This window comes from Rhodococcus sp. USK10 (assembly GCF_019378875.1).
Classification (GTDB): Bacteria; Actinomycetota; Actinomycetes; order Mycobacteriales; family Mycobacteriaceae; genus Rhodococcus_F; species Rhodococcus_F pseudokoreensis.
This window is the reverse complement of the sequence record NZ_CP076048.1, coordinates 6,802,045-6,827,163: the sequence shown is the minus strand read 5'-3', so window position 1 is coordinate 6,827,163 and position 25,119 is coordinate 6,802,045. Positions and strand designations below refer to the sequence as shown.

Here is a 25,119-nt window from a genome sequence, read left to right as displayed (position 1 = left end):
AGGTTCAGACATGACGAACAGCGAAGGCGCACCGGCGTCGGCCGGCGTTGCCGTGAGCACCAAAGGGCTGGCCACCGGTGCGGTCGGGACCTTTGCAGGGGCGGTCCTCGGGATCTCCTCCGTGGCACCGGGTTACACGCTGACGGCCAGCATCGGACTGATCGTCGCGGCGGTCGGGCTGAAGATGCCCGCCATCTTCATCGCCGGCTTCATTCCCATGTTCCTCACGGCGTACGCCTACCGTGAGCTCAACTCCGAATCACCCGACTGCGGTGCGTCGTTCACGTGGTCGACGAAGGCGTTCGGACCGTACGTCGGCTGGATGTGCGGCTGGGGCATGGTGATCGCCACGATCATCGTGCTCTCGAACCTCGCGGCGATCGCGGTCCAGTTCTTCTATCTGTTCATCGCGAAACTGTTCGACGCACCGAGCATCGCGGACCTGCCCGGCAACAAGTTCGTGAATGTGGGCACCACCCTGCTCTTCATCGCGCTCGCCACGTGGATCGCCAGTCGCGGCATCACCACCAGCGAGAAGCTGCAGTTCGCGCTCGTCGGCTTCCAGATGGTCCTGCTCATCGCGTTCGCGGTGGTGGCACTGGTCCACGTCGGCAACGGGGACGCCCCCGCCGGGCTGTCGTTCGACCTGAGCTGGTTCAACCCGTTCACGGGACTGGCCGTCGGCGCGTTCGTGATCGGCCTGACGGGTTCGATCTTCGCGTTCTGGGGCTGGGACACCTGCCTGACACTGGGCGAGGAGTCGAAGAACCCGAAGAAGACCCCCGGTCGCGCCGGACTGCTGTGCGTGATCACGATTCTGCTGACCTACCTGCTCGTGTCGGTCGCCGCGATGATGTACGCCGGCGTCGGCGAGGACGGTCTCGGACTGGGCAACCCGGACAACTCGGAGAACGTCTTCGGCGCCCTCGCCGATCCGGTGCTCGGCAACTGGGGCGGCATGCTGCTGTTCCTCGCGGTGTTCGTCTCCTCGGTCGCGAGCCTGCAGACCACGTTCCTGCCGGCCGCGCGGACCATGCTCGCCATGGGCGCCTACGGCGCATTCCCCAAGAAGCTCGCCGACGTGAGCCCCCGGTTCCTGGTCCCGTCGTATGCCACGGTCGTCGCCGGTGTCGTCACCGCGGTGTTCTACACGGTGGTCACGTTCCTGTCCGAGCGCACGCTGCTCGACACGATCGCCGCTCTGGGCATCATGATCTGCTGGTACTACGGCATCACGGCGTTCGCGTGTGTCTGGTATTTCCGGGACAGCCTGTTCACGAGTTTCCGCAACATCGTCTTCCGGTTCGCATTCCCACTCCTCGGCGGCCTCATGCTGCTCGCGGTGTTCGTGATCTCGATCGAGGAGAGCATGAACCCGGACAACGCGAGCGGCGCCTCCATCGGCGGCATCGGGCTCGTCTTCTTCCTCGGCTTCGGCATCCTCCTGCTCGGCGCCGTGCTGATGATGATCATGCGCTTCCGCAGCCCCGCGTTCTTCGAGGGCAAGACCCTCAACCGCGACACCTCGGCGTTGCGGGACGAGGGCGATCTCACGGCTCGTTCGGAGCCTGCGCCACCAAGCCAGCGATAAGCGTCCGCAGCCCGAACTCGAATGCTGCATCCGCCCGTCCGGGGTTCGGCCCGGACGTGGCCAGGGCGGCTCGCATGGACTCGTTCGCCTCCGGCGCGGTCGCCCAGACCACTTCGGGTGCGGCGAGGTCCAGCGCCGACCCCAGCACGAAACTGTCGACCGTCGTGATGGCGTGCAGAATCTCCTCGGGCGTGAAGCCACCGTCCGAGAACGCCTGTGCCAGAGCGTTGTACAGAGCGAATGCCACACCGGACTGCACTGTGTGCGCGGTGAACAGAGGAATCAGCCGAGGATGCTCGGCGTAGTTGCGCCGATATTCGCGCGCCAGGCCGGCCACCGTCTCGCTCCACTTGCCGTCGGGGTCCGCCACCACGATGCCCGCCATCATGCGGGCACGCATCAGTTCGATGATCTCCGCCCTCCCGGACACGTGGTTGTACAGCGAGGAGGGCCGGACCTTCAGCCGTTCGGCGAGACCCGGCATCGTGAAATCACCCGTGAGGTCCACCATGCGCATCGCGGCTTCGGTGATGATCTCCGGCGACAGCAGTCGCTGTGATGGCCGTGGCATGGGTGCCCTCCTGGTCGGTGTATGTCACCGGCGACGCGCGCCTCGGCGCCGCCGTAGCGGCGACCAGGGCGGATACCGAAGGAATCGAAATCTTCGCTCCCCGCCCCTTGATCGCCGAGCGTTTACCCACCATACTTAACGAATCCAATTCGTTTTAGGCGCTCGCCGAACCGAACATCCGAGGAATCACAATGTTGACGATCACCGCCCTCACCCCTCCCGAGTCCCTGTCGAGGACGCGCGAGACCGGACGCACCCCGCTCCGCGTCGGCCTCGTCCAGCACCGCTGGCACGAGAACGAGCAGGATCTGCGGGCCGAACTCGACGAGGGCATCGCCGCGGCAGCCAAGCTCGGGGCGCGCGTGGTGTTCCTCCCCGAACTCACCCTCAGCCGGTACCCCGCCTTCGTCGAGGGCGGTGACAACCCCGGCCGCCAGGCCGAGGACCTCCTCACGGGACCCACATTCACCTTCGCCGCCAAGGCCGCCGCCGAACACGGCGTCCTCGTCCACGCGTCCCTGTACGAGCGGAACGACTCCGAGAACGGCGTGCAGTACGAGGACGGACTCGGTTTCAACACCGCCATCCTCGTCGCCCCGTCCGGGGAACTGCTCGCGCACACCCGCAAGCTGCACATTCCCGTCACCGCCGGCTACTACGAGGACACCTACTTCCGCGGCGGCCCCGCCGACAACCCGTACCCGGTCCACACCGCCGAGGCACTGGGCGGCGTCAAGCTCGGACTCCCCACCTGCTGGGACGAATGGTTCCCCGAGGTCGCCCGCGCCTATTCGCTCGGCGGCGCCGAAATCCTGGTGTACCCCACCGCGATCGGCTCCGAGCCCGACCACCCGCAGTTCGACACCCAGCCGCTGTGGCAGCAGGTGATCGTCGGCAACGGCATCGCGAACGGCACGTTCATGGTGGTGCCCAACCGCCACGGCGGCGAAGGCCTCATCACGTTCTACGGCTCGTCGTTCATCTCCGATCCCTACGGCCGCATCCTCGCGCAGGCCCCGCGCGACGAATCCGCGGTGCTGGTCGCCGACCTCGACCTTCAGCAGCGCGAGGACTGGCTGGCGCTGTTCCCGTTCCTGGCCACCCGCCGCCCCGACACGTACGGCGTCCTCACCGAGCCCGTCGATCACGCGTCCCCGTTCGGGAGGAACTGATGACCTGGCGCATGCCCGCGGAAGGCGAACGGCACGAACGTACCTGGATGGCCTACCCCAGTGCGGGCTACTCCCTGGGCGACACCCCCGAGGAGCAGCACGAGGCGCGCACCACGTGGGCCGAGGTGGCGCACGCGGTCGCCCGATTCGAACCGGTCACCGTCGTCGTCGATCCCGGTGAGGTGCCGGCGGCCGCGGAGTACCTGTCCGCCGACATCGACATCGTCGAGGCACCGCTGAACGACGCCTGGATGCGCGACATCGGACCCACGTTCGTGCTGTCCGAGGACGGACGCCTCGGCGGCGTCGACTGGATCTTCAACGGCTGGGGCGGCCAGGACTGGGCCCAGTGGGACAAGGACTCGAAGATCGGCGCCCTGGTGGTCGAGCGGTCCGGTGCCGAACTCGTCGACTCGCCGATCGTCAACGAGGGCGGCGGCATCCAGGTCGACGGCCTCGGCACCGTGCTGGTGACCGAGACCGTGCAACTCGACCCCGGCCGCAACCCGGACCTGTCGAAGGCCGACATCGAGGCGGAACTCGCCCGCACGATCGGTGCCACCAAGGTGATCTGGTTGCCGCGCGGGCTGACCCGCGACTCCGACACCTACGGCACCCGCGGGCACGTCGACATCGTCGCGGCCATCCCGTCGCCCGGCGTCGTCCTGGTGCACGATCAGCGCAACCCCGAGCACCCCGACTTCGAGGTCAGCAAGGCCGTCATCGACGTGCTGAAGCAGACCACAGACGCCCGCGGTGAGTCGTGGGAGATCATCACCGTCCCCGCGCCGCAGGTCCTGCGCGACGAGGAGGGCTTCGTCGACTACAGCTACATCAACCATTTCGTCGTCAACGGCGGCGTCATCGCGTGCAGCTTCGACGATCCCGCGGACGAGGAAGCGGTCGCGATCCTGTCGGCCGCCTACCCCGGACGCACCGTCGTGCCGGTCGACGCCCGCCCGCTCTTCGCGCGCGGCGGCGGCATCCACTGCATCACCCAGCACCAGCCCGCCGCTGTGCGCTGACGCACCCGTGAGTACTTGTTAACCGCCGGCGGTTGACAAGTACTCACGGGTCAGCGCCTGCGACGCATGTAATCGCTGACGACGGCGGCGCCGAGACCGTCCAGACCGGGCGCCACGACGCGTCCGCCGACCCGCTCGGCCATCCGGTCCACCACCCGCGCGAGACCGGGATCCTCACCGAGCCGGAAGAACGTGACGTGGGCGCCGAGCCGGGCGAGGGTGTCGAGTTCCCGGACCGTCAGACCGAGGGTCCGGGCGCTCGGCGGGTAGTCGAAATACGCGAAGCCGTCCGGCTCGAGGTGCGCCGTCGGCTCACCGTCGGTGACGATCAGGACCACCGGCTGCGCGTTGGGGTGCCTGCGCAGATGCCGGGCGGCCAGCAGCAGCGCGTGGTGCAGGTTGGTGCCCTGATCCCAGGCGCCGTCCAGGCCTGCCAGCTCCGACGGCGTCAGCACCTGCGCGTGCCTGCCGAACGAGATCAGCTGCAGTTCGTCGCTGCGGAACCGGGTGCTCACCAAGTGGTTCAGCGCGAGGGCGGTGCGTTTCATCGGCACCCACCGCCCCTCCATCACCATCGAGAACGACGTGTCGACCAGCAACGCGACCGCCGCCTGCGACCGCTGCTCGGTCTCCATCACCTCCACGTCCGCGACGGACAACCGGACGGGGACGCGACCGCGTTCGACCGGATCGGACGCCGCCCGCAGCACCGCGTTGGTGATCGTGCGCGTGACGTCCCACGGCTCGGTGTCGCCGAACGCCCACTCGCGGGACGCTCCCGTCGGCTCCCCCATCGCCCCGGCGCGCCGCGTCTCCCGTTGCCCGCCACGCGAAGACAGTTGCTGCGCGACGTCCCGCAGGGCGGTCTGACCGAGTTGGCGCATCGCCTTGGGCGACAGCCGCCACTGACCGTCCGCCCCGCGGTCGAAGAATCCCTGGTCCCGCAGGGCCTTCTCGAGTTCGGCGAGGGTCTGCGCATCCGCCGCCGCCTCGTCGCCCAGTTGCCGGGCCAGGGCTTCGGCGTCGATGTCGTCGAGTTGCGCGCCCGCGTACTGCTGCGACAGTTGCTCGGCGAGCGACTCGAGTTCCGCGATGTCCTGCAACGCCCCGGTGCCCTCGCCGAGGCCCATGCCGTCGTCGCCGCGGAACCGCTGCGCGCCCTGCCAGTCCTCGCCCGGGCGCGCGGCCTGTAGGTGCTGGTCCAGGCGGTCCAGCTGTCCGATCAGCGACGGATCGCCGAACGCCTGTTGCGCCAGCGCGTCGAGTTCGTCGCGCTGCTCCTGCGACAGCGAGTTCCGCAGCCGCTGCGCCGCCGCCGCGCGCTGCGCCAGCGAGTCGAGCAGTTCCTCGACGTTGCGCGGGTTCTCGGGGAAGTACTCCCCGTGTTTGTCCATGAACTCGTCGAACTGTTCCTGCGTGTCCTCGCCGCGGGAATGCTTGTCGAGTAGGTCGTTGAGATCGGCGAGCATCTCCCGGATGCGTTCGCGGTCTTCTTCCGTGGCGCCCTCGAGTGCCTGTTTCATGCCGGCGAACCGCTGGTCCAGCATCTCGCGGCCCAGCAGGTCGCGGATCTTCTCGTAGTCGGCGCGGGCTTCGGAACTGCGCCAGTCGTAGTCGGCGAGTTCCTGCACGGCCTGCGCGGTGGACGGCGACAGTTCCTCGAGGCGCATCTCGGAGAAGCGGGCGTCGTCGTCGAGCGCGCGGGCCAGCGTCTTGCGTTCCTCGAGTACCGCGCGGTCGAGGAGTTCCCGGACCTCTTCGAGGGTGCCGTTCAGGTTGTTCCGCTTCAGCAGCTCGCGGCGGCGCCGATTGGCCTCGGCCGCAAGCTCGTCCAGCCCGCGCATGTCCCGGTTGCCGCGCCGCAGCATCTCGCGCAACGCCTGCCGCGGCGAACTGCCCGCGAACACGTCGTCGCCGATCGCGGCGAGGGCCTCGCGCAGGTCCACCGGCGCCGCCAGCGGATCACCGCCCTCGTACGGCCCGTACCGCGCATTGTGCGGCCCGCGTTCCGCCTTGCGGGACATTACGAATACACCGTCTGCCCGTTGATGTCCGGGTTCTTGGAGATCCGCCGCGCCAGGTACAGCCCTTCGAGGGCGAACTCGGCCGCCGCGGCCCGCTCGCCGTCGGACTCCGCGCCCAGACGCTCCGCGAGCACGTCGAGGACCTCGAGTTCGGGCAACTCGTTCAGCAGCGCCTTCGCCGTGATCCGTTCGCCGGTGACCACCGGATCACCCTGTTCGACGGCGTCCACGAGTTCCGCGAGGTCGATGCCGCCGAGCCGGGTGCGGACCGTGTCGGCCGTCGCCCGCCTGAGCAGGTGCTCGAGGACCTCGATCTCACGCCCCTCCTCGCCGGATTCGAATTCGACCTTGCCCCGCAGCACGTCGACGACGGTCTCGAGGTCGACCGGCCGCGCGACCGGGTCGGCCTCACCGAGGACCGCGCCGCGATGCACCGCAGCCGCACTGACGGTTTCGGCGCCCGCCACCGCGAAGCGCGCGGACACCCCCGACCGCTGATCCACCGACGTCGACTCGCGGAGCAGACGAGTGAACCGGGCCAGGATCTCGAGAAGGTACTCGGGCACCTCCGCGGTGAGGTGCGCCTCCTGGAGTATGACCGCGACCTCGTCGTCGAGACGCGTCGGGTAGTGCGTCCGGATCTCGGCACCGAACCGGTCCTTCAGTGGGGTGATGATACGACCGCGGTTCGTGTAGTCCTCCGGGTTCGCACTCGCCACCATGAGAACGTCCAGCGGCAACCGCAGGGTGTACCCGCGGACCTGGATGTCGCGTTCCTCCATGACGTTGAGCAGCGACACCTGGATGCGTTCAGCGAGGTCGGGCAACTCGTTGATGGCGACGATGCCCCGGTGTGCGCGGGGAACGAGACCGAAGTGGATGGTCTCCGGGTCGCCGAGACTGCGACCCTCCGCGACCTTCACCGGATCCACGTCGCCGACGAGGTCAGCCACCGACGTGTCGGGGGTCGCGAGCTTCTCCGAGTACCGCTCACTGCGGTGCCGCCACGCGACGGGGAGGCTGTCGCCCAGTTCCTGCGCCCTGCGGATCGACGCCGGGGTGATGGGCTCATAGGGATGCTCCCCGAGTTCGGAACCGGCGATCACCGGGGTCCATTCGTCGAGGAGCAGGTTGAGGGTGCGGAGGAGGCGGGTCTTGCCCTGACCTCGTTCGCCGAGCAACACCACGTCGTGACCTGCGATGAGTGCCCGTTCGAGTTGCGGTTCCACCGTCTCCTCGAAACCGACGATGCCGGGCCACGGGTCACGACCGTCGCGTAGGGCCGCGAGCAGATTCTCGCGGATCTCTTCCTTGACGGTGCGTTGAACGTGGCCCGACTCGCGGAGCTCGCCGACGGTGGAAGGTCTGTGTTCCGATGACGTCACCACTCCACGCTACGAGGGTTCGGGCGAATCGGCACGCGGTTAATGCGCGCCGACCCGCCTGAGCACTGCGCGCCTACGCCGCAACCGCGTACGACGACGCGGCGTCCAACTCGCTCCACGCGGCGCGGTACTGCTCGACCGTCGCCGGGCCGGCCTCCGTCAGAAGCGAGTCCAGCAGGAGTCGCGGATCGCCGCGCCACGCCCGGACCACGTTCGCGACCGCGCGGTTGGAGAACAGACCCGACCCGGTGAGCGCAGTCACCCACTCGTCGATCGCGCCCCGGTGAATCCGCTCGACGGCCTCCCGGCGGAACCCGCCGTCGACGAAGTCGAGGGAGAACATGGCGGCGACGAAATCACCGGTGGTCAACTGTACGACGTTCATGATGCGGCACCTTCCTGGAGTCGGGAGCTCTTCTCGGACGTAATCCGTTGGAACAACTGGTGATGCTGACGCTAATCGCCGAATTTGTGAGTTCTGTGATGCTTCTCTGAGATCTCAGCCGCGATGCCTGCCTGCCATGACCAGGCGACTGCGCGCGACGTGAACTGGTAGACAGTCCCCATGCCTGACACCGAGATCACCTTCGCCAGCGGTGCCGTCACCTACTACGGCAGCCTCCGCACCCCCGCCGACGCGAACGGGTCGGCGCCCGCCGCACTGCTGCTCGCCGGCAGCGGTCCGACCGACCGCAACGGCGACAGCGCCCTGCTCCCCGGTGACATCGGAACCCTGCGCCACCTCGCCGACGTGCTCGAACAGCACGGACTTGCGAGCCTGCGCTACGACAAGATCGGCAGCGGCGAAACCGCCCTCGGTCCGTACGAGGTGGAAGAGGTCGGCGGTCTCGGCTTCACCACCTTCGTCGACGCCGCGTCCGCCGGCCTCGACTTCCTGGCCGCCCAACCCGGGGTCGACGCGTCGCAGCTGATCGTCATCGGACACAGCGACGGCGGTCTCGTCGCCCTCGCGCTCGCCACCGCGGAGAACGAGTCGCGGGTGCGCGCCGTCGGACTGCTCGAACCGCTCAGCGTCCGGCTCCTCGACCTGCTCACCACGCAGATCCACGGACAGCTCGATGCCGTCGTCGGCGCCGGACAGCTGCCGGTGGAGCTGGCCGACGAACTGCGACTCGCGCTCGCGGACACCGTCGAATCGCTCCGCACGTCGGGCACGATCCCCGACGACCTGCCGGAGCCCCTGCAGAACGCCGGGCTGGTCCATGCCAACGCCAAGGCGCTCGCGGAGGAGGACGCCCTCGACCCCCGCGCACTGGCCGGCCGGCTGCCCGCCGGTTTCCCGGTTCTCACGAGCTGCTCCGCCAAGGACATTCAGGTGCAACTCGCGGACGTCGACGGCCTGAACGACGCCCTCGCGCACACCGCGCTGACGCCGGTGCGGATGACGAACGCCAATCACGTCCTCAAGGACGTCGGCGACCGTCCGTCCACCGGACCGGATTACGTGGAACCGCTGCCCTACTCGGCGGAGTTCACCGAACCGTTCGGCAGGTGGATCGCGTCGCTGTGATCAGTTGCCCCCGCCGGCCCCGGTGATCACGGCCAGCAACGTGCTCGCCAGATCGGACACGAGCCCGAGGTTCTTGTCGTTGACGAGGTCCTCCAGGCCGTCCAGTCCCTGGACCTCGAGCAGCGGCGCGAGCATCTCCATCAGCTCGGACAGCTGCGCCGAGTCCGGCGCCGTCGACTTCGGGTTCGTGGATTTCGGGGTGGTCGCCTTCGGGGTGGTGGTGGTGGTCGACGACGCGCTGTCCTCGCTCGCCTCGGGTTCCGTGGTCGCGGCCGGCGCTGCGGCCAGCTCCTGGGCGGGCGCCGTCTCCGAGCCCGTCAGCAGGTAGGTGACGATGCCCGTCGTGATGGTGATGGCGTGCTTCAACTGGCCGTCGGAGCTCTCCAGCTGCGCGGAGTCTTCCTTGTTGGACCCGTTGCCCATCTCGACGAACACCAGCGGAACCTGGGTCAGTGCCGGACCGGCCACATCGGCGCGGGTCTGCAGGCCGTCGTTGACGCCGGCGTAGTTGGCAGGTACGAAGCCGTCGGACTTGTAGGCGTCGCGCATCATCTTCGACGCCTCGAGCCCGCCGCCGGACTGCGCCGCGTCCGCCTTCTCGTCGGGGATGGGCAGCGACGGGATGATCATGTGGAACCCGTGCTTGCCCGCGTCCTCACCCTGGGCCGTCGAGTCCGCGTGGATGCTCACTGCCAGATCGGCGTTCGATTCGCTTGCCGCACGAGCCCTTTCGTCGATGCACCCGCCCCAGCCGGTGTCGTCCTGACGACTCAGGACGACCTTCGCGCCGAGGCTCTCGAGGCTGCTCTTCACCAGCTGGGTGACGTTCCAGTTGATGGTGTGCTCGGGTACGCCGCCCAGCGACGTCATGCCGCTCGTCTGGCAGTCCTTGGTGTTTCCGCGGCCGTCGTTGACCTGCTGCGCGAGGTCGTGACCCTCGCTGGAACCCTGATGTCCGGGGTCGAGGAACACCGTCATCCCGGACAGTTCGGTGCCCGTCGCCGTCGCCGCGGGTTCCGCCGACACCTGAGCAGGGATGAGCACGGACGCACCCAGGACGCAGGCGCCGAGGCCGGCCTTGATCGCAAAACGGTTCATAACGGGGATGGGCGCACCGTCGCAGTCCGGGCGCCACTCTCCTTCCACAGGTGCCACTCGAGTCACATCAGCCCCGAGTGAATCAGCTGCACCGCGCGTTCGTGCTGCTCGAGTCCGGATCGAAAGCAACCTGTAACCAAAGTGGTGGGATTCGACGGACGAGGTGCGGATGTGAACGGGACGGCAACTCTGGGCGAAGACTCGCTGCTCAACCGTGCCTTCCTGCGCAGTGGCCGGATAATGGAGGTGCAAACCCTCAACCGGTGCTGTACGGTCATCTACCAACCAGCAACGACACGCAGAAAGGTACGGCCATGATGCAGCTTCACGCGCTCTTCGCATCCGTACCCGCATGGCGTCGATGCTCCGCCGACAAGCACATCACCAAGTACGGCGCACCCCGAGAACGTTGAGACTCAACCAAGTCGTTCTCGGGCACCCAGGGCAAACCCCTCGGGTGCCTTTTCTTTTACCTTTCACCTTCAGGAGCACCACATGAAACTTCGCATCAACCAACTGTCCACCTCTCCCCCGTATCTGGACCTGCCGGACGACCTCACCGGTTACGCCGTCACCCTCGACCTGTCGCACTGCGACGCCGCCCACGAGGCCGGCCTGGGCGAACTGATCAGCGAGGTCCGCAGTCGCGGTGCCGCCCGCGTGGTCATCACCGGTTCGCCGCGTGAACTCGAGGGCACCGGCCGCGCGCACGGGGCCGCAGCCGCCTGACGACGCAGAACGGGCCCCGGCGCGATGCCGAGACCCGTTCGAGATAAAAGCCGAACCCTAGTGCGCGAAGTGCCGCGCACCCGTCAGGTACATGGTGATGCCGGCTTCCTTGGCCGCATCGATCACCTCGTTGTCGCGGACGGAACCACCCGGCTGCACGACTGCCTTGACGCCGGCGTTCGCGAGCACCTGCAGTCCGTCGGGGAACGGGAAGAACGCGTCCGACGCGCCCACCGACCCGACCACCCGGTCACCGGCCCGCTGCACCGCGAGGTGCGCGGAGTCGACGCGGTTGACCTGGCCCATGCCGACGCCGACCGACGCACCGTCGGAGGCGAGCAGGATGGCGTTGGACTTCACCGAACGGCACGCGCGCCACGCGAACTCGAGATCCTTCAAGGTCTGCTCGTCGGCGGCGTCGCCGACGGCCAGGGTCCAGTTGGCGGGGTCGTCGCCCTCGGCGTCGAGCACGTCGCGCTCCTGGAGGAGTGCCCCACCGGACACGGGACGCAATTCGATTCCCGTCGCGGTGGGCGCCTTCGCGAGAAGGACGCGGACGTTCTTCTTGCGCTGCAGCACACCGAGCGCGCCGTCCGCGTAGGACGGGGCGATGATCACCTCGGTGAAGATCTCGGCGACCTGCTCGGCCATCTCGACGGTGATCTCGCGGTTCGCGGCGATGACTCCGCCGTACGCGCTGACCGGGTCGCAGGCGTGTGCCTTGCGGTGCGCCTCGGCGATGTCGGCTCCGACCGCGATGCCGCACGGGTTCGCGTGCTTGATGATCGCGACGGCCGGCTCACTGAAGTCGAACGCCGCACGCCACGCCGCGTCGCCGTCGGTGTAGTTGTTGTACGACATTTCCTTGCCGTGCAGCTGCTCGGCCTGCGCCAGACCGGCCGGGGCGGCGGAGTTCACGTAAAGGGCCGCGGCCTGGTGCGGGTTCTCGCCGTACCGCAGGACCGCCGAGCGGTCCCAGGTGGCGCCTGCCCACTCGGGGAACTGCGAGTCGCCGCTGTCCACCAGCGTGGACGTCATCCAGCTCGCGACGGCGACGTCGTACGACGCGGTGTGCTGGAACGCCTGCGCGGCGAGGGCGGTGCGCTCGGGCAGCGTGAAACCGCCGTCGGCGATCGCGGTGAGCACGTCGTCGTAGCGAGCGGGATCGACCACGACGGCCACCGACGGGTGGTTCTTCGCGGCGGCACGCACCATGGACGGACCGCCGATGTCGATCTGCTCGACGCATTCGTCGGGGGTCGCACCGGAGGCGACGGTCTGGGTGAACGGGTACAGGTTCACGACCACCAGCTGGAACGCCTCGATGCCGAGTTCCTCGAGCTGCGCGAGGTGCTCCGGCTTCCGGGTGTCCGCGAGGACGCCGGCGTGCACCCGCGGGTGCAGGGTCTTGACCCGGCCCTCGAGGCATTCGGGGAAGCCCGTCAGCGCCTCCACGGGGGTGACCGGGATGCCGGCGTCGGCGATCTTCGCTGCGGTCGACCCTGTCGACACCAGCTCGACGCCTGCCTTGTGCAGGCCCGTAGCCAGTTCGACCAGACCGGTCTTGTCGTAGACGCTGACGAGCGCTCGGCGTACTGCCTTGCGTTCACTCACTGGGGATCACGGCCTTTCGTCCATCGGAAACAACTCCACGGGTGGCGACAGCGGCGATGACGTCCGCCAACAACCGTCGCTCCACAGTCTTGATGCGCTCGTGCAGGGTCGACTCGTCGTCGCCGTCGAGCACCGGCACGGGCTCCTGAGCCAGGATCGGTCCGGTGTCGACGCCCGCGTCCACGAGGTGGACCGTCGATCCCGACACCTTGACGCCGTAGGCCAGCGCATCCGGGACCGCGTGCGCGCCGGGGAATGCAGGCAGCAACGCGGGGTGCGTGTTGATGATGCGACCGCCGAAGCGGTCCAGGAAGGCGGGGCCGAGGATCTTCATGAATCCGGCCGACACCACGAGCGACGGCTGGTGCGACGCGACGGCCTCGGTCAGCGCGACATCCCAGGCGGACCGGTCGGCGTGGTCGCGGAGCCCGACCCGGAAGTGGGTGATGCCCGCGGACTCGGCGTGCCGGATGGCGTCGCAGTCGCGGTCGACGCCGACGGCGACGATCTCGGCGGGATACCCGTCGGTGTGGGTTGCGTCGATCAACGATCTCAGGAGGGTTCCCGCACCGGAGGCGAGTACGACGATCCGCGCTGGCGCGGACGCGACCGGCGAAGTGGTCGTGGGCCCCAGGTGGTCACGCGAGGAAGTCAGCGCTCTACTCCTGAACAATCGAATCGAAAGGGGGCGGTCGCATCGTCGACCGACCAAGAGCCTAGTCGCTGGGGGTTGCGGGCCCGCGGGGCAGGTCGGCTTCCGGGGCCTCGCCCGCCTTCCCAGACCCCTCGGGTTCTGCCGTCGCCGCATCCTCCTCGACCTCGGCATCCACCACGACCTCGGCCTCGGCGTCGGTGTCCTGCGGTGCGACGGGGGCCGCGGGCGCTTCGGTGTCGTCGACGAGTTCGGCCTCGATCACCCGGCCGGAAGCGGCTGCCGGGACCTCCGGCTCCTCGGTGATCGGGGCGGCGATCGCGGGAACCTCCTCCGCGCCGGGAAGGTGCGGTTCCTCGTCCTCCGTGTCGGCCTCGTCGTCTTCGCCCCGGCTGCGGTGCCAGGCGACGACCACCGCCGTCACCGCGCCCGCGAGTCCGAGCCACGCGAACGTGAGCAGCCCGAACGCCCACCAGTTCAGCTCGACCGTTCCGAACGCGCCGAGCCTGCCGCCGGACACGAGTCCGAGTACCGCCGTCACCACACCCACACCCGCGGCGGCGGTCAGCACGGTGAAGAGCGCTTCCTGCCCGGCGACGCGACGTCCGCAGTCGCGTCCGAGCATCACACCGATCAGCAGCGGAACCACCAGCAACGCCGGCCAGGCGCCACCCGACACCCCGTCGGGAACCGCGCCGAGCAGCGGCAACGGCGGCAGCGAACCACCGACGTTCCCGAACACGCTGACAGAGACGTCCCCGATCTGCGCGGTCCCGCCCACGACGGCGGCCGCCGCGCCCACCACCACGTTCGGCAGGTACAGCACGGACAGGATCGTCAGTCCGAGCGCTCCGACGACGCCGTCGCCGCGTTCGAGCAGCGACCCGACCGTGGACCACTCCAGCAACAGCGAGATCGTGACCAGCACCGCACCGGCACCGACGATCGCCGCCAACGCGCGCAGTCCCGGCCGCACCGCGTCCCGGACCCACGACGGAACCTGCGCACCGAGCGTGGGCCACATCGCGACCGTCACACCGATCCCCGCCGCGAGCAGGTGCACCACCAGCACCCACCCGAACGCGGCGAGCGCATTCGGGGAGGACAGCGGGATGACCGCCGACGCGTCCGCGATGACCGCGATGGCGATAGCCGTCACGACCAGCGGTCCGGCCACCGCAGCGCCGATCACCTGCAGAGCGTGCCGCCGCGAGGACTCCGGATGCACCGCCGCCGCGCACCCACGGGCGACCACCCACATCATCCCCGCCGTCGGGATCAGCGGGAGCACACCGAGGGACGTGCCGTCGATCGTCAACGGCACCTGGTGAATCGCCAGCCACGACGCCGCGATGGCACCGAACGTTCCCGTGAGGTCGCTGTTCGCCGCCACCAGCGTGACGACGATGAGCGCGGACAGCAGGACGATCGTGACCCCCGCGGGCCGGAACGCGACCGCGAGCAGCGCCCGCATCTCGTCGGCGTCGGGCACCGGACGCTGTCGCGGGGCTCGCCGCGCATCGTCACGGACGGCTCGCCGCTCGTCATCACGGACGGTTCGCCGCTCGTCATCACGGACGGCTCGCCGTCGTGCACCCTGTGCGACGCGCTGAGCACGATCAACCAATGAACTCATCCCCTCGAGAGTGGCACTCCGACGCCGCGACAGCGGTCAGGCGCGCCGCACAGAAGTGGCCTCCGACCAGGTTCGGTCAGAGGCCACCTGCTGGATGGACCGCTACTTGTCGTCCCTGTCGGCGCGCGCGTCGAACGCCTGCGTGGGCGCGCTGTACCCCTCCGATTCGGACTTCTCGGCCGACTCGGCCGGCTTCGCCTCGGTAGAGGGCTGCTCGCCGTACTCCAGCGTGCGCTCCACGGGCGAGGATTCGGGCTGCGACCCGTACGCCGGCGCCGCGTGCTGCGCCGAACCGTAGCTGGTCCCGGCCGGGTACTGCGAGCTGGGCGTTCCGGTGGGCTGCGAGGGCGTCGACGGCTGCGAGTACCCCTGGTACTGCGGCTGCTGGTAGGCGGTGGTCGGGGCGTCGAACGACGCGGAGCCGGCACCCGCACCCGCCGCTCCGTAGCCCGGCTGCTGGGGCTGCCCGTAGCCCTGGGAGTAGCCGGGCTGGCTCTGCGAGGGCTGGCCCTGCTGGCCGTAACCCTGCTGGCCATAACCGGGCTGGTTCTGCTGCCCGTAGCCGGGCTGCGACTGGCTCTGCTGCCCGTAGCCCTGCGAGGCGCTCTGGCCGTAGCCCTGCGGCTGCTGCTGTCCGTAGGACTGCTGCGGACCCTGCGCGTATCCCTGCGGGGCGCCCTGGCCGTACCCCTGCGGGGTCTGGCCGGGCTGACCGAAGCCCGCGGCTGCGGCCGGCTTGGGCGCCGGCTGCTTCAGGACGCCGATGTCGAACAGCACGGCTGCCACGGCCACGGCCGACTGGATGAATCCGAGAACGAGGATGAGGATTGCGCCCCAACCGGAATCCGCGTCGACGTTCAGGAAGACGAACAACGCAACGACCCAGCCCGCGACGGACGCCGCCGCGGCCGCACCCGCATAGGACTGCTTCGGGAGGAGGGACGCCGCCGCGAGCAGACCACCGAGGAACAGCAGTCCGAGTCCGTCCGTGTTCGCTTCGAACGAGTTCACGGACTCTCGCGCCAAGGTGGCGTACGGGGCGAACCCGAGCAGTAGGTTGAGGACACCGAGAACGGCGACACCGATCAGGAGGAAGAAGCCCAGGCCTTTCGATTCTCCCCCTGCAGTCGGTTGCGCGGGCGGACCGTAATTCGGCCCGCCGGGCGTGAACGTCATGACTTCTCCTAGTCGACAAGTGGTCTGCGTGCGCTCTTCCGACGCTAGCGTACGGATACCCGTCGGTCACTGCCGTCACTCGCGGCACGCAGCACCGGGATCAGGGCAGGAGACAATGGTCCGGTGCCGTACACCCTCGCTCCCCGCGCCGCCGATCTCACGCTCGAGACGGAGGTAAAGCATTCACGCTTCATCGCGGCCCTGCGGCGCGTCGAGGACGCCGAGGCGGCACAGGCTTTCGTCCAGGATCGACGTAGCGCGTATCCCGATGCGCGACATCACTGTTCGGCGTTCATCGTCGGCAACGGGCCCAGCGACCGGGTCGAACGCGCGAACGACGACGGCGAACCCGGTGGCACCGCGGGCATTCCGATGCTGCAGGTGCTCAAGGCCCGCGACCTCGTCGACGTCGCGGTCGTCGTGACCCGGTACTTCGGGGGGATCAAGCTGGGGGCGGGCGGACTGGTGCGCGCCTACTCGGCCGCGGTGGCGGCCGCCGTCGATGCCGCACCGCTCGTGCGGAGGGAGCGTCGCCACCTGCACACCCTCGCCGTCGGCCACGCCGAGGCGGGACGGGTCGAGTCGGAACTGCGGGGGCGGGGCGTCGTCGTGGTGGACACGGCCTACGCGGAATCCGCGGTCCTCACCCTCGCGGCGCGGGACACTGCGGAGCTGGCCGATCTGGTCGCTGCCGTCACGTCGGGGACGGGGACGCTCGATCCGGCCGGGGAGATGTGGGTCGACGCCTGAACGACCCGTGCGTGGTTGACGAGTCTGTGGACTCGTCAACCACGCACGGGCCCGGAGGGCCTAGGCCTGGACGGTCAGGCTCTGCAGGATCTCGCGAGCGAGCGCAGCGGTCTCGGACGGCGTCTTGCCGACCTTCACGCCGGCAGCCTCGAGGGCGTCCTTCTTGGCCTGCGCGGTGCCCGAGGAACCGGAGACGATGGCGCCTGCGTGGCCCATGGTCTTGCCCTCGGGGGCGGTGAAGCCCGCCACGTAGCCGACGACCGGCTTGGTGACGTTCGCCTTGATGTAGTCGGCGGCACGCTCTTCGGCGTCGCCGCCGATCTCACCGATCATCACGATGACCTTGGTCTCGGGGTCCTTCTCGAACGCCTCGATGGCGTCGATGTGGGTGGTGCCGATGACCGGGTCGCCGCCGATGCCGATGGCGGTGGAGAAGCCGAAGTCACGCAGTTCGAACATCATCTGGTAGGTCAGCGTGCCCGACTTCGACACGAGGCCGATCGGGCCGGTGCCTGCGATGTTGGCCGGGGTGATGCCGACCAGCGACTCGCCGGGGGTGATGATGCCGGGGCAGTTGGGTCCGATGATCCGGGTCTTGTTGCCCTTGGAGACGTTGTACGCCCAGGCGTACGCCGAGTCCTGCACGGGGATGCCCTCGGTGATGACCACGAGCAGCGGGATCTCCGCGTCGATGGCCTCGACGATGGCGTCCTTCGCGAAGGCCGGGGGAACGAACGCGATGGAGACGTCCGCGCCGGTCTTCTCGATGGCCTCGGCAACGGTGCCGAAGACGGGCAGCTCGACGCCGCCGTCGTGGGTCACGGTGGTGCCGGCCTTACGGGCGTTGACACCACCGACGACCTGGGTGCCGGCCTTGAGCATCAGCGCGGTGTGCTTCGTGCCCTCGCCACCGGTGATGCCCTGGACGATGACCTTGGAGTCCTTGGTCAGGAAGATAGCCATGTGATTTAAGTCCCTTTACTTTGCGGCGAAGGCCAGCTCGGCGGCCTTGTCGGCAGCCTCGTCCATGGTTCCGACGACCGTGACCAGCGGGTGGGCGGCCTCGGCGAGGATACGACGACCCTCTTCGACGTTGTTGCCGTCCAGGCGGACGACCAGCGGCTTGTTGGCCTCGTCACCCAGCGTCTTCAGGGCGCCGACGATGCCGTTGGCGACCGCGTCACACGCGGTGATGCCACCGAAAACGTTCACGAACACGCTCTTGACCTGCGCGTCGTTCAGGATGACGTCCAGGCCGTTCGCCATGACCTCTGCGGAGGCGCCGCCACCGATGTCGAGGAAGTTGGCGGGCTTCACGCCACCGTGCTTCTCACCTGCGTAGGCGACGACGTCCAGGGTCGACATGACCAGGCCGGCGCCGTTACCGATGATGCCGACCTCGCCGTCGAGCTTGACGTAGTTGAGGTCGTTTTCCTTGGCCTTGAGCTCGAGCGGGTCGGTGGCGTCCCGGTCCTCGAACGCCTCGTGGCCGGGCTGGCGGAACGAGGCGTTCTCGTCCAGCGTGACCTTGCCGTCGAGCGCGAGGATCTCGTCACCGGGCGTGCGGACGAGCGGGTTGACCTCGACGAGGAGAGCGTCTTCGTTGATGAAGACCTCCCACAGCTTCTGGATCGTCACGGCCGCTGCGTCGAGCACCTCGGCGGGCAGCTTTCCTGCCTCGGCGATGCTGCGCGCGAACGCGAGGTCGACGCCCTTGACGGCGTCCACGGGGATCTTCGCGAGTGCGTCGGGGTTCTCCTCGGCGGTGACCTCGATCTCGACGCCACCCTCCACCGAGCACATGGCCAGGTAGGTGCGGTTGGTGCGGTCGAGCAGGAAGGAGATGTAGTACTCCTCGGCGATGTCACTCGCCTCTGCGACCAGCAGCTTCTTGACGACGTGACCCTTGATGTCGAGGCCCAGGATCGCCTCGGCGTTGGCCTGCGCTGCATCGACGTCGGCGGAGTACTTGACGCCACCCGCCTTGCCGCGGCCGCCGACCTTGACCTGCGCCTTGACCATCACTGGCTTGCCGATTTCTTCGGCAATCTCGCGTGCGCCGGCCACCGTGTCGGTAACACGCCCAGCCGAAGTCGGCACCTCGTGCTTGGCGAAGAGTTCCTTCGCCTGGTATTCGAAGAGATCCATCTGCTCACCGTCTCGTCTGCGTTGACACCCGCTCGAGGGGTAGGAGCGGGTCTGTTTTGGACTTTAACCAGTTGCCGGGCCCGCTCTGCGCCCGCGTGTCTGCTATGTGGTCCACATCACGCGATATCACGCACTGAGGCGGGCCTCACCGCTGCAAACGGGGCGGACCTCACCGATTTCTGCGGCGTGCAGTGAGGGCCGCGGCAGCCGCAATCAACACTATGCCCACCGTTGCCGGGACGACACCGGCCCCCATTTCGGGGTCGGTGACACGGGCGACGGTCAGCGGCCACGACACGAGGTATACCCCCACGGCAACGGCCGAACCGAGCAACAATGCGACCGCCCTGGCGGGCCGGGCACGTGAGGCAACTATCACTGCGAGGACGACCGCCGCGCCGAGCAGCACCCGCCCCCACACGTCGAGGTTCCACGGGACCTCCGCGAACGACGCGGGCGCGTACTCGTCGCCGCGTGCGTCGGTCCCGCGAAAGAGCGGCAGTCCCAGTCCGACGAACGCGGCGACGGCACCGAGCCCGCCGACCGCGAGGACCGCGGTCGAGGTGGACGGCCCCTCGGACGTGTCGATCTCCTCGCGTTCCGCCGAGCCCGCGAACCACGTGAGCACCCCGGTGACACCCGCGGTGACGGCCGCGCACCACAGCAGTACGGCACCGGTTCCGGCGCCGATTCCCGGCACGTCGGTGGCGAGCACCACGGACTGCGACACGGCTGCGACGGAGTACGGGATCGTCACCCACAGCACCCCGACCGCGGGCCGGACGGCGGACGCGAACTCCGACAGCAGCAGCCAGACACACCCGACGACGAGGACGAGGGCGGCAACCAGCACGACCCGGGTGGCGTAGACGTCGGGGCGTGCCGTGTCGCCGGGGATGTCGAGGACGGGGAGCAGCGCCCCGGCGGCGGCCAGTAGGGCGGTGACGATTCCGGTGGCCCCGGCAGCGACGTGCCATCGCGCGATCCGGGCGCGCGCCGCGGCGGCCTCGGCTCGCAGCGCCGCCTTGGCGACGCCCTTCGCGGACGGGGTGACCGCCCCCGGCTTGGCCGGGCCGCCCTGCGCCGGCGCGGACGGCGAGGCGGCGAGTGTCTTCAGGATCCTGCCGTCGCGGGTCCGGTCGATCATCGGGATGCAGACGCCGACGAGCACCAGGAGCCCGGCGCCGACGGTCCCCCACACCGCGCCGGGACCGGGCTGGATCCGTTCGCCGGCGGCGAGTCCCGCGACCAGACGCGTCCCGACCACGCCGAGCGCGGCCAGGCCTGCCCCGACGAGCGCACCGGACGCGACGGGGGGCGAAATCGAGGCCAGCGCCGAGGCGACGACGATCAGGACGGCCGCCGCCAGGATCCCGGCGCCCGCGGACGCGGCGAGGTCCGACTCGACGACGGTCGGGACGAGGATGACGGGGTCCTCGGACACGAAGGCGGGAGCGAACAGCGCGCCGACGAGGACGACGGCGGCGGCCACCGCGACGGCGGACGGCAGGAAGCCGATGCGGGCGCCCGTCGCGCGCCCGACCTGTTCGGCGCTGCGGGCGTCGCCGTACCCGTCCATCAGGGAAGCCCGGTGCACGGCGACCATGCCGAGCAGGCCCGCGAAGGCGATCAACGCGTGCCCGGCGAGGGCGGCGTAGGCGCCGGTCCCGGCGGCCAATTCGGCTGCCGTGTCGGGCCGGAACAGTTCGAGCCGGTTCGCGTCGATGGCATCCGACCACAGCTGCGTGTCGAGGACGGCGGCGCCGACGGACACGGCGCCTGCACCGGCCAGCAATGCCCCGGCCACCGCGGTGCGGCGGGCGAGAACCGCGGGAACGGCCAGAACCGGTGCCGCGACGGCGAAGACGGCGGCCCACACCGCGGCCGCGCCGATCGCGGCCGGCGCTGCCGCCCCGTCGACCGCGCGGACGGCCTGCAGGACGGGCGCCGACGCCACTCCCAGACCTCCGACGATGCCCAGCACGACCGCGAGCACGGTCCCCCGGCGCGCGCGGACGGGATCGGGCTCGTCGACGGCCGTCAAGCCGGTGCCGCCGGACGAAGGAATGCGTTCGGGCTCGGCCCTGCGCCCGTCCGGGGATCGAGTTGATGACGCCACAGGCCGACGCTAGCCCTTACCCACCGCTTCCCCCGGGTTGTGACACGCGTGCGCACGGGCGAGATTGAACCGAGACGAAAGGCGGGTTCGACGTTTCCCCAGCTCAGTTTGTGATGCCGGTCACATGTAGCCGTTCCTCTGCGTTACAGGTTGCGCGCATCGCAACCGTTTCGTTACCGTCGCCAAGGTCTTAGTCACAGGCAGGTCACGAGCAGGAGGACGGACGGGCGTATGCACCATCGCAGCCAGTTCACGGCCAGCCGTTTTGTGAGTCACCACGATGACGAGTTGCGGGGTCACAACGACGAAGTCGCGCCCACGTATCCCCCACAGTCGGTCGAGCATTATCCCGAGACCGCTAGTTCTGAGATTTCCAGCATGTTCTTCCGCAATTCGCAGTCCACACGCTCCACCCACGACAGCGTCGACACCGGCAACGGCATCGAGACCGTCGACACCGAGTCCGAGATCCCCGGCTTCATCCCCCGCAGCGGTTCCGAGTCCTTCGAGGGCGCACCCTCCCACTCCCGCCGCGGAGCCCACCGCATCCCGACTCCCCCCTCAGCTCTCAAAGGCCGCGCCGCTGTCCTCGCAGTCGCAGCGGGCGCCGTAGTCGCCGCAGGCCAGGCCGCAGTCACCAGCGGATCGTCCAGCTCCTCCGATCACTCCGAGGTCGCCCTCGCCAGTGACGAGTCGAGCGCCATCGGGACCACCGCAGAGCCGCAGGCCGCGCAGTACTCCACGGTCGCCGACACCGCCGCCGCCGATTCGAGCGCCCCGCAGGTCCTCAACATCGCGAACCCGACCGACCTGTCGCAGTTCAGCAACCTGCTCGCCAAGGGACAGCGTTTCAGCGAAGAGCGCGCCGCCCGCGAAGCCGCTGCCCGCCGCCCCCTGTTCGTCCTCCCCGCCGTGGGAACCTTCACCTCCAACTTCGGAACCCGCTGGGGCACCCTGCACGCGGGCGTCGACATCGCCGCCCCCATCGGGACCCCCATCGTGGCCGTCGCCGACGGCGAGGTCATCGACTCGGGTCCGGCTTCCGGGTTCGGCATGTGGGTCCGCCTCAAGCACGCCGACGGCACCATCACCGTCTACGGCCACATCAACACCTCCACCGTCACCGTCGGCCAGAAGGTCATGGCGGGCGACCAGATCGCGACCGTCGGCAACCGCGGCTTCTCCACCGGCCCGCACCTGCACTTCGAGGTGCACCTCGCCGGCGAGAACAAGATCGATCCCCTGCCCTGGCTGGCCTCCCGCGGCATCAGCCTCGGCCCCGAGATGGACTGATCTCCGCACCACCCCCGAACACAACACGACTGCGGCGCATGCATTGCATGCGCCGCAGTCGTGTTTCGTGTCGCTACAGCTTGATCATCGGGACGCCACCGATCAGCATCAGCCGGACCTTGCCCGCGCTGCCGAAGTCGATGGTGACCGTCGCGGTCGGCCCGGCTCCCTTGGTCTCGAGGACCGTGCCGAGGCCGTACTTGTCGTGACTGACCCGGTCGCCGACCGCGAGGACCAGGTTGTTGTTGCGGGAGCGCGCGGCGCCGAAGCTCGGGGTGCTCGCCGACCCGCCGCCGTAACCGGAACCGCCGCCGAACCCCTGCCCGTATCCCGATCCGCGCGCGCGGCCACCGCCGATCGCGCCACCGGAACCCATGCGGGGGCCCGGGTCCTCGCGACGCCAGTGCACGAGATCCGACGGGATCTCCTGCAGGAACCGCGACTCCGGGTTCTGGATGGGCTGACCCCACGCCGATCGCATGACGGCCCGCGTCAGGTACAGCCGCTGACGGGCCCGGGTGATGCCCACATATGCGAGCCGCCGCTCCTCCGACAGTTCCGCGGGGTCGCCGAGCGCCCGCATGTGCGGGAACTGGCCGTCTTCCCACCCGGTGACGAAGACGACGGGGAACTCGAGCCCCTTCGCGGTGTGCAAGGTCATCAGCGTGACGACGCCCTCGTCGTTGTCGGGTAGCTGGTCGGAGTCCGCGACGAGGGACACCCGCTCGAGGAAGGCGGCGAGGGAACCGGGGTCGGGTTCGCCGTCCCTGGCGTCGACGTCGCCGTCCTCCGTCGGCTCCACCAGTCCGGCGGCGTTCCGCGCGTCGGAGCTGAACTCCCGCGCCACGCTGACGAGTTCGTTGAGGTTGTCGAGGCGCGCCCCGTCCTGGGGGTCGCTGCTCGCCGCGAGTTCGGCGCGGTAGCCCGTCCGCTCCAAAACCGCCTCCACGACATCGCCGATGTCGCCGAGCTGGTCGGGGACGATGTCGTCGGCCGTGGTCTCGGGCGGCATCAGCACCCGCAGTCCGTCCATCAGCTCGAGGAACGACGCGATGGCCTTCTGGGAGCGGGTGTTGAGCAGCCGCACCCGGCCCTCCCCACCGTCCCGCAGCGCCTCGGCGAAGCTGATGCCCCGCTGTTCGGAGTGGACGGCGACGCACGCCTCCGCGCGGTCGCCGATGCCGCGGCGCGGGGTATTGAGGATCCGGCGCAGGCTGACCGTGTCGTCCTCGTTGGCGAGGACCCGCAGATACGCGACGATGTCGCGCACCTCCTTGCGCTCGTAGAACCGCACCCCGCCGACGACCTTGTACGGAACGCCGAGCCGGATGAAGATCTCTTCGAGCGCGCGGGACGAGTTGTTGGTGCGGTAGAAGACGGCGACGTCACCGAACTTGGCATCGCCCGAATCGACGAGCTTGTCGATCTCGGACGCCACGAACGACGCCTCGTCGTGCTCGTTGTCCGCGACGTACCCGGTGATGAGCTCGCCCTCACCCGAATCCGTCCACAGCCGCTTCTCCCGCCTGCCGGTATTCTTCGAGATCACCGAGTTGGCCGCCGACAGGATGTTCTGGGTGGAGCGGTAGTTCTGCTCCAGCAGGATGGTGCGGGCGTCCGGGTAGTCGCGCTCGAACTCCTCGATGTTGCGGATCGTGGCGCCGCGGAACGCGTAGATCGACTGATCCGCGTCGCCCACCACACACAGCTCGGCCGGGGTGACCCGATGGTCCGCGTCCTCGCCGTCCGCGATGCCGCCGACCAGTTCCCGCACCAGCATGTACTGGGCGTGGTTCGTGTCCTGGTACTCGTCGACCAGCACGTGCCGGAACCGTCTGCGGTAGTACTCGGCCACCTGGGGGAACGCCTGCAGCATCGCGACCGTCTCGCCGATCAGGTCGTCGAAGTCCAGTGCGTTCGCCGACCGCAACCGCTGCTGGTAGTGGCCGTACACCTTGGCGATCAGCCGCGGCAGTTCCGCCGGCTCCTTGTCGGCGTCGGCGCTCGCCTGCTCCGGGTCGATCAACTCGTTCTTGAGATTCGAGATGTGGGTGGCGAGCAGCCGCGCCGAGTAGCGCTTGGTGTCGATGTTCAGATCCTTGGCGATCATCGTCAGCAGTCGCCGCGAATCGTCCGCGTCGTAGATCGAGAAGTTCGAGTTGAGGCCCGGAAGCAGCGCCGCCTGGGCCCGGAGGATCCGCACACAGCTCGCGTGGAACGTGGACACCCACATGCTGTTGGCCCGGGGGCCGACGAGGTGGGCGACCCGCTCCCGCATCTCGGCGGCGGCCTTGTTGGTGAACGTGATGGCCAGGATCTGCCCGGGCATCACCCCCCGCTCGGCCAGCAGATAGGCGATGCGGCGGGTGAGCACAGCCGTCTTGCCCGAGCCCGCGCCGGCGACGATCAGCAGCGGAGATCCGGCGTGCACGACCGCTTCCCGTTGCGGTGGGTTGAGGCCCTGGAGGAGCGCGTCGGACCCCGTGCGCGCAGGCGCGGCGGCGGGCGGAGTCGACTCGGCGCTCAGGGGAGAAGCGGTGCCGGAGATAGTGTTCATCAACTATCAAACTTACCGGCGTGTACCGACAGCGTCACAGCGGCTTGG

The 25,119-nt window shown here is 69.1% G+C and carries 20 protein-coding genes; 7 read left to right on the top strand and 13 right to left on the bottom strand.

The genetic code is table 11. The features are described 5' to 3' along the window. Positions 1 to 10: 10 nt before the first annotated feature. Positions 11 to 1,591 (top strand): APC family permease, encoded by a 1,581-nt coding sequence (locus I1A62_RS38240; protein ID WP_219457476.1) that lies wholly within the window; start codon positions 11 to 13, stop codon positions 1,589 to 1,591. Here the strand turns inward: I1A62_RS38240 and I1A62_RS38235 are convergent. Further along, positions 1,551 to 2,162, bottom strand: coding sequence for a TetR/AcrR family transcriptional regulator (locus I1A62_RS38235; RefSeq protein WP_015889403.1), 612 nt, complete (start codon positions 2,160 to 2,162; stop codon positions 1,551 to 1,553). The two genes, I1A62_RS38240 and I1A62_RS38235, sit on opposite strands and share 41 nt — an antisense overlap. Before the next feature lie 191 nt (positions 2,163 to 2,353). Here I1A62_RS38235 and I1A62_RS38230 point away from each other — a divergent pair, with 191 nt between their 5' ends. Together I1A62_RS38230 and I1A62_RS38225 are read left to right on the top strand one after the other, a co-directional pair. Next, a complete protein-coding gene (locus tag I1A62_RS38230) occupies positions 2,354 to 3,334 on the top strand; it encodes a nitrilase-related carbon-nitrogen hydrolase (protein ID WP_219457475.1) in 981 nt (326 codons plus the stop codon). Then, the gene (locus I1A62_RS38225; protein WP_124389206.1) at positions 3,334 to 4,359 is read left to right on the top strand and encodes an agmatine/peptidylarginine deiminase; all 1,026 of its coding nucleotides are present in this window, start codon (positions 3,334 to 3,336) and stop codon (positions 4,357 to 4,359) included. The genes I1A62_RS38230 and I1A62_RS38225 overlap by 1 nt, the downstream gene beginning before the upstream one ends. A gap of 50 nt (positions 4,360 to 4,409) precedes the next feature. Here the strand turns inward: I1A62_RS38225 and I1A62_RS38220 are convergent, their stop codons facing one another. The 3 genes from I1A62_RS38220 to I1A62_RS38210 form a co-directional block, all read right to left on the bottom strand. Beyond that, positions 4,410 to 6,383: a VWA domain-containing protein gene (locus tag I1A62_RS38220; RefSeq protein ID WP_124389205.1), complete on the bottom strand. Its 1,974-nt coding sequence runs from the start codon at positions 6,381 to 6,383 to the stop codon at positions 4,410 to 4,412. Beyond that, entirely contained in the window at positions 6,383 to 7,768 is a 1,386-nt protein-coding gene (locus I1A62_RS38215; protein WP_015889399.1) for a sigma 54-interacting transcriptional regulator, read from the bottom strand. Before I1A62_RS38215 ends, I1A62_RS38220 begins: the two co-directional genes overlap by 1 nt. A 73-nt stretch (positions 7,769 to 7,841) precedes the next feature. Then, positions 7,842 to 8,153: a hypothetical protein gene (locus I1A62_RS38210; RefSeq protein WP_124389204.1), complete on the bottom strand. Its 312-nt coding sequence runs from the start codon at positions 8,151 to 8,153 to the stop codon at positions 7,842 to 7,844. Between the two features lie 180 nt (positions 8,154 to 8,333). On the opposite strand from I1A62_RS38210, the gene I1A62_RS38205 reads away from it, so the two are divergent. Further along, positions 8,334 to 9,299, top strand: coding sequence for an alpha/beta hydrolase (locus tag I1A62_RS38205; protein WP_219457473.1), 966 nt, complete (start codon positions 8,334 to 8,336; stop codon positions 9,297 to 9,299). Here the strand turns inward: I1A62_RS38205 and I1A62_RS38200 are convergent, their stop codons facing one another. Continuing rightward, entirely contained in the window at positions 9,300 to 10,397 is a 1,098-nt protein-coding gene (locus I1A62_RS38200) for an N-acetylmuramoyl-L-alanine amidase (protein ID WP_219457472.1), read from the bottom strand. It lies immediately after the preceding gene. A 495-nt stretch (positions 10,398 to 10,892) separates the two neighbouring features. On the opposite strand from I1A62_RS38200, the gene I1A62_RS38195 reads away from it, so the two are divergent. After that, entirely contained in the window at positions 10,893 to 11,126 is a 234-nt protein-coding gene (locus I1A62_RS38195) for a hypothetical protein (protein ID WP_072937320.1), read from the top strand. 57 nt (positions 11,127 to 11,183) lie between these two features. Here I1A62_RS38195 and purH read toward each other — a convergent pair whose 3' ends face one another. From purH to I1A62_RS38175, 4 genes are all read right to left on the bottom strand, one after another. After that, positions 11,184 to 12,740, bottom strand: coding sequence for a bifunctional phosphoribosylaminoimidazolecarboxamide formyltransferase/IMP cyclohydrolase (gene purH / locus I1A62_RS38190; protein WP_087558700.1), 1,557 nt, complete (start codon positions 12,738 to 12,740; stop codon positions 11,184 to 11,186). Beyond that, entirely contained in the window at positions 12,733 to 13,413 is a 681-nt protein-coding gene (gene purN / locus I1A62_RS38185; RefSeq protein ID WP_083395586.1) for a phosphoribosylglycinamide formyltransferase, read from the bottom strand. Before purN ends, purH begins: the two co-directional genes overlap by 8 nt. A 43-nt stretch (positions 13,414 to 13,456) precedes the next feature. Beyond that, positions 13,457 to 15,019: a DUF6350 family protein gene (locus I1A62_RS38180; RefSeq protein WP_219461660.1), complete on the bottom strand. Its 1,563-nt coding sequence runs from the start codon at positions 15,017 to 15,019 to the stop codon at positions 13,457 to 13,459. A 111-nt stretch (positions 15,020 to 15,130) separates the two neighbouring features. After that, positions 15,131 to 16,204 (bottom strand): DUF5336 domain-containing protein, encoded by a 1,074-nt coding sequence (locus tag I1A62_RS38175; protein WP_219457470.1) that lies wholly within the window; start codon positions 16,202 to 16,204, stop codon positions 15,131 to 15,133. 123 nt (positions 16,205 to 16,327) lie between these two features. Between I1A62_RS38175 and I1A62_RS38170 the strand changes: the two genes are divergently transcribed. Further along, complete coding sequence (locus I1A62_RS38170; protein ID WP_219457468.1) at positions 16,328 to 16,954, top strand: YigZ family protein; 627 nt, start codon at positions 16,328 to 16,330, stop codon at positions 16,952 to 16,954. A 60-nt stretch (positions 16,955 to 17,014) separates the two neighbouring features. On the opposite strand, the gene sucD is transcribed toward I1A62_RS38170, so the two are convergent. From sucD to I1A62_RS38155, 3 genes are all read right to left on the bottom strand, one after another. After that, complete coding sequence (gene sucD, locus I1A62_RS38165) at positions 17,015 to 17,917, bottom strand: succinate--CoA ligase subunit alpha (protein WP_005238543.1); 903 nt, start codon at positions 17,915 to 17,917, stop codon at positions 17,015 to 17,017. A 15-nt stretch (positions 17,918 to 17,932) separates the two neighbouring features. Beyond that, positions 17,933 to 19,102 (bottom strand): ADP-forming succinate--CoA ligase subunit beta, encoded by a 1,170-nt coding sequence (gene sucC / locus I1A62_RS38160; RefSeq protein ID WP_124389199.1) that lies wholly within the window; start codon positions 19,100 to 19,102, stop codon positions 17,933 to 17,935. 169 nt (positions 19,103 to 19,271) lie between these two features. Then, a complete protein-coding gene (locus tag I1A62_RS38155; RefSeq protein WP_219457467.1) occupies positions 19,272 to 21,221 on the bottom strand; it encodes a hypothetical protein in 1,950 nt (649 codons plus the stop codon). 231 nt (positions 21,222 to 21,452) lie between these two features. Here I1A62_RS38155 and I1A62_RS38150 point away from each other — a divergent pair, with 231 nt between their 5' ends. Beyond that, positions 21,453 to 22,514 (top strand): M23 family metallopeptidase, encoded by a 1,062-nt coding sequence (locus I1A62_RS38150; protein WP_219457465.1) that lies wholly within the window; start codon positions 21,453 to 21,455, stop codon positions 22,512 to 22,514. A gap of 73 nt (positions 22,515 to 22,587) precedes the next feature. On the opposite strand, the gene pcrA is transcribed toward I1A62_RS38150, so the two are convergent. Continuing rightward, positions 22,588 to 25,071, bottom strand: a complete 2,484-nt coding sequence (pcrA, locus tag I1A62_RS38145; RefSeq protein WP_206005973.1) for a DNA helicase PcrA — start codon at positions 25,069 to 25,071, stop codon at positions 22,588 to 22,590. Between the last annotated feature and the right edge of the window lie 48 nt (positions 25,072 to 25,119).

Bases quoted from the DNA above. Each gene is read 5' to 3' on its own strand.
- I1A62_RS38240 (WP_219457476.1), top strand. From the start codon at position 11: ATGACGAACAGCGAAGGCGCACCGGCGTCGGCCGGCGTTGCCGTGAGC.
- I1A62_RS38235 (WP_015889403.1), bottom strand. From the start codon at position 2,162: ATGCCACGGCCATCACAGCGACTGCTGTCGCCGGAGATCATCACCGAA.
- I1A62_RS38230 (WP_219457475.1), top strand. From the start codon at position 2,354: ATGTTGACGATCACCGCCCTCACCCCTCCCGAGTCCCTGTCGAGGACG.
- I1A62_RS38225 (WP_124389206.1), top strand. From the start codon at position 3,334: ATGACCTGGCGCATGCCCGCGGAAGGCGAACGGCACGAACGTACCTGG.
- I1A62_RS38220 (WP_124389205.1), bottom strand. From the start codon at position 6,383: ATGTCCCGCAAGGCGGAACGCGGGCCGCACAATGCGCGGTACGGGCCG.
- I1A62_RS38210 (WP_124389204.1), bottom strand. From the start codon at position 8,153: ATGAACGTCGTACAGTTGACCACCGGTGATTTCGTCGCCGCCATGTTC.
- I1A62_RS38205 (WP_219457473.1), top strand. From the start codon at position 8,334: ATGCCTGACACCGAGATCACCTTCGCCAGCGGTGCCGTCACCTACTAC.
- I1A62_RS38200 (WP_219457472.1), bottom strand. From the start codon at position 10,397: ATGAACCGTTTTGCGATCAAGGCCGGCCTCGGCGCCTGCGTCCTGGGT.
- I1A62_RS38195 (WP_072937320.1), top strand. From the start codon at position 10,893: ATGAAACTTCGCATCAACCAACTGTCCACCTCTCCCCCGTATCTGGAC.
- I1A62_RS38175 (WP_219457470.1), bottom strand. From the start codon at position 16,204: ATGACGTTCACGCCCGGCGGGCCGAATTACGGTCCGCCCGCGCAACCG.
- sucD (WP_005238543.1), bottom strand. From the start codon at position 17,917: ATGGCTATCTTCCTGACCAAGGACTCCAAGGTCATCGTCCAGGGCATC.
- sucC (WP_124389199.1), bottom strand. From the start codon at position 19,102: ATGGATCTCTTCGAATACCAGGCGAAGGAACTCTTCGCCAAGCACGAG.
- I1A62_RS38150 (WP_219457465.1), top strand. From the start codon at position 21,453: ATGCACCATCGCAGCCAGTTCACGGCCAGCCGTTTTGTGAGTCACCAC.
- pcrA (WP_206005973.1), bottom strand. From the start codon at position 25,071: ATGAACACTATCTCCGGCACCGCTTCTCCCCTGAGCGCCGAGTCGACT.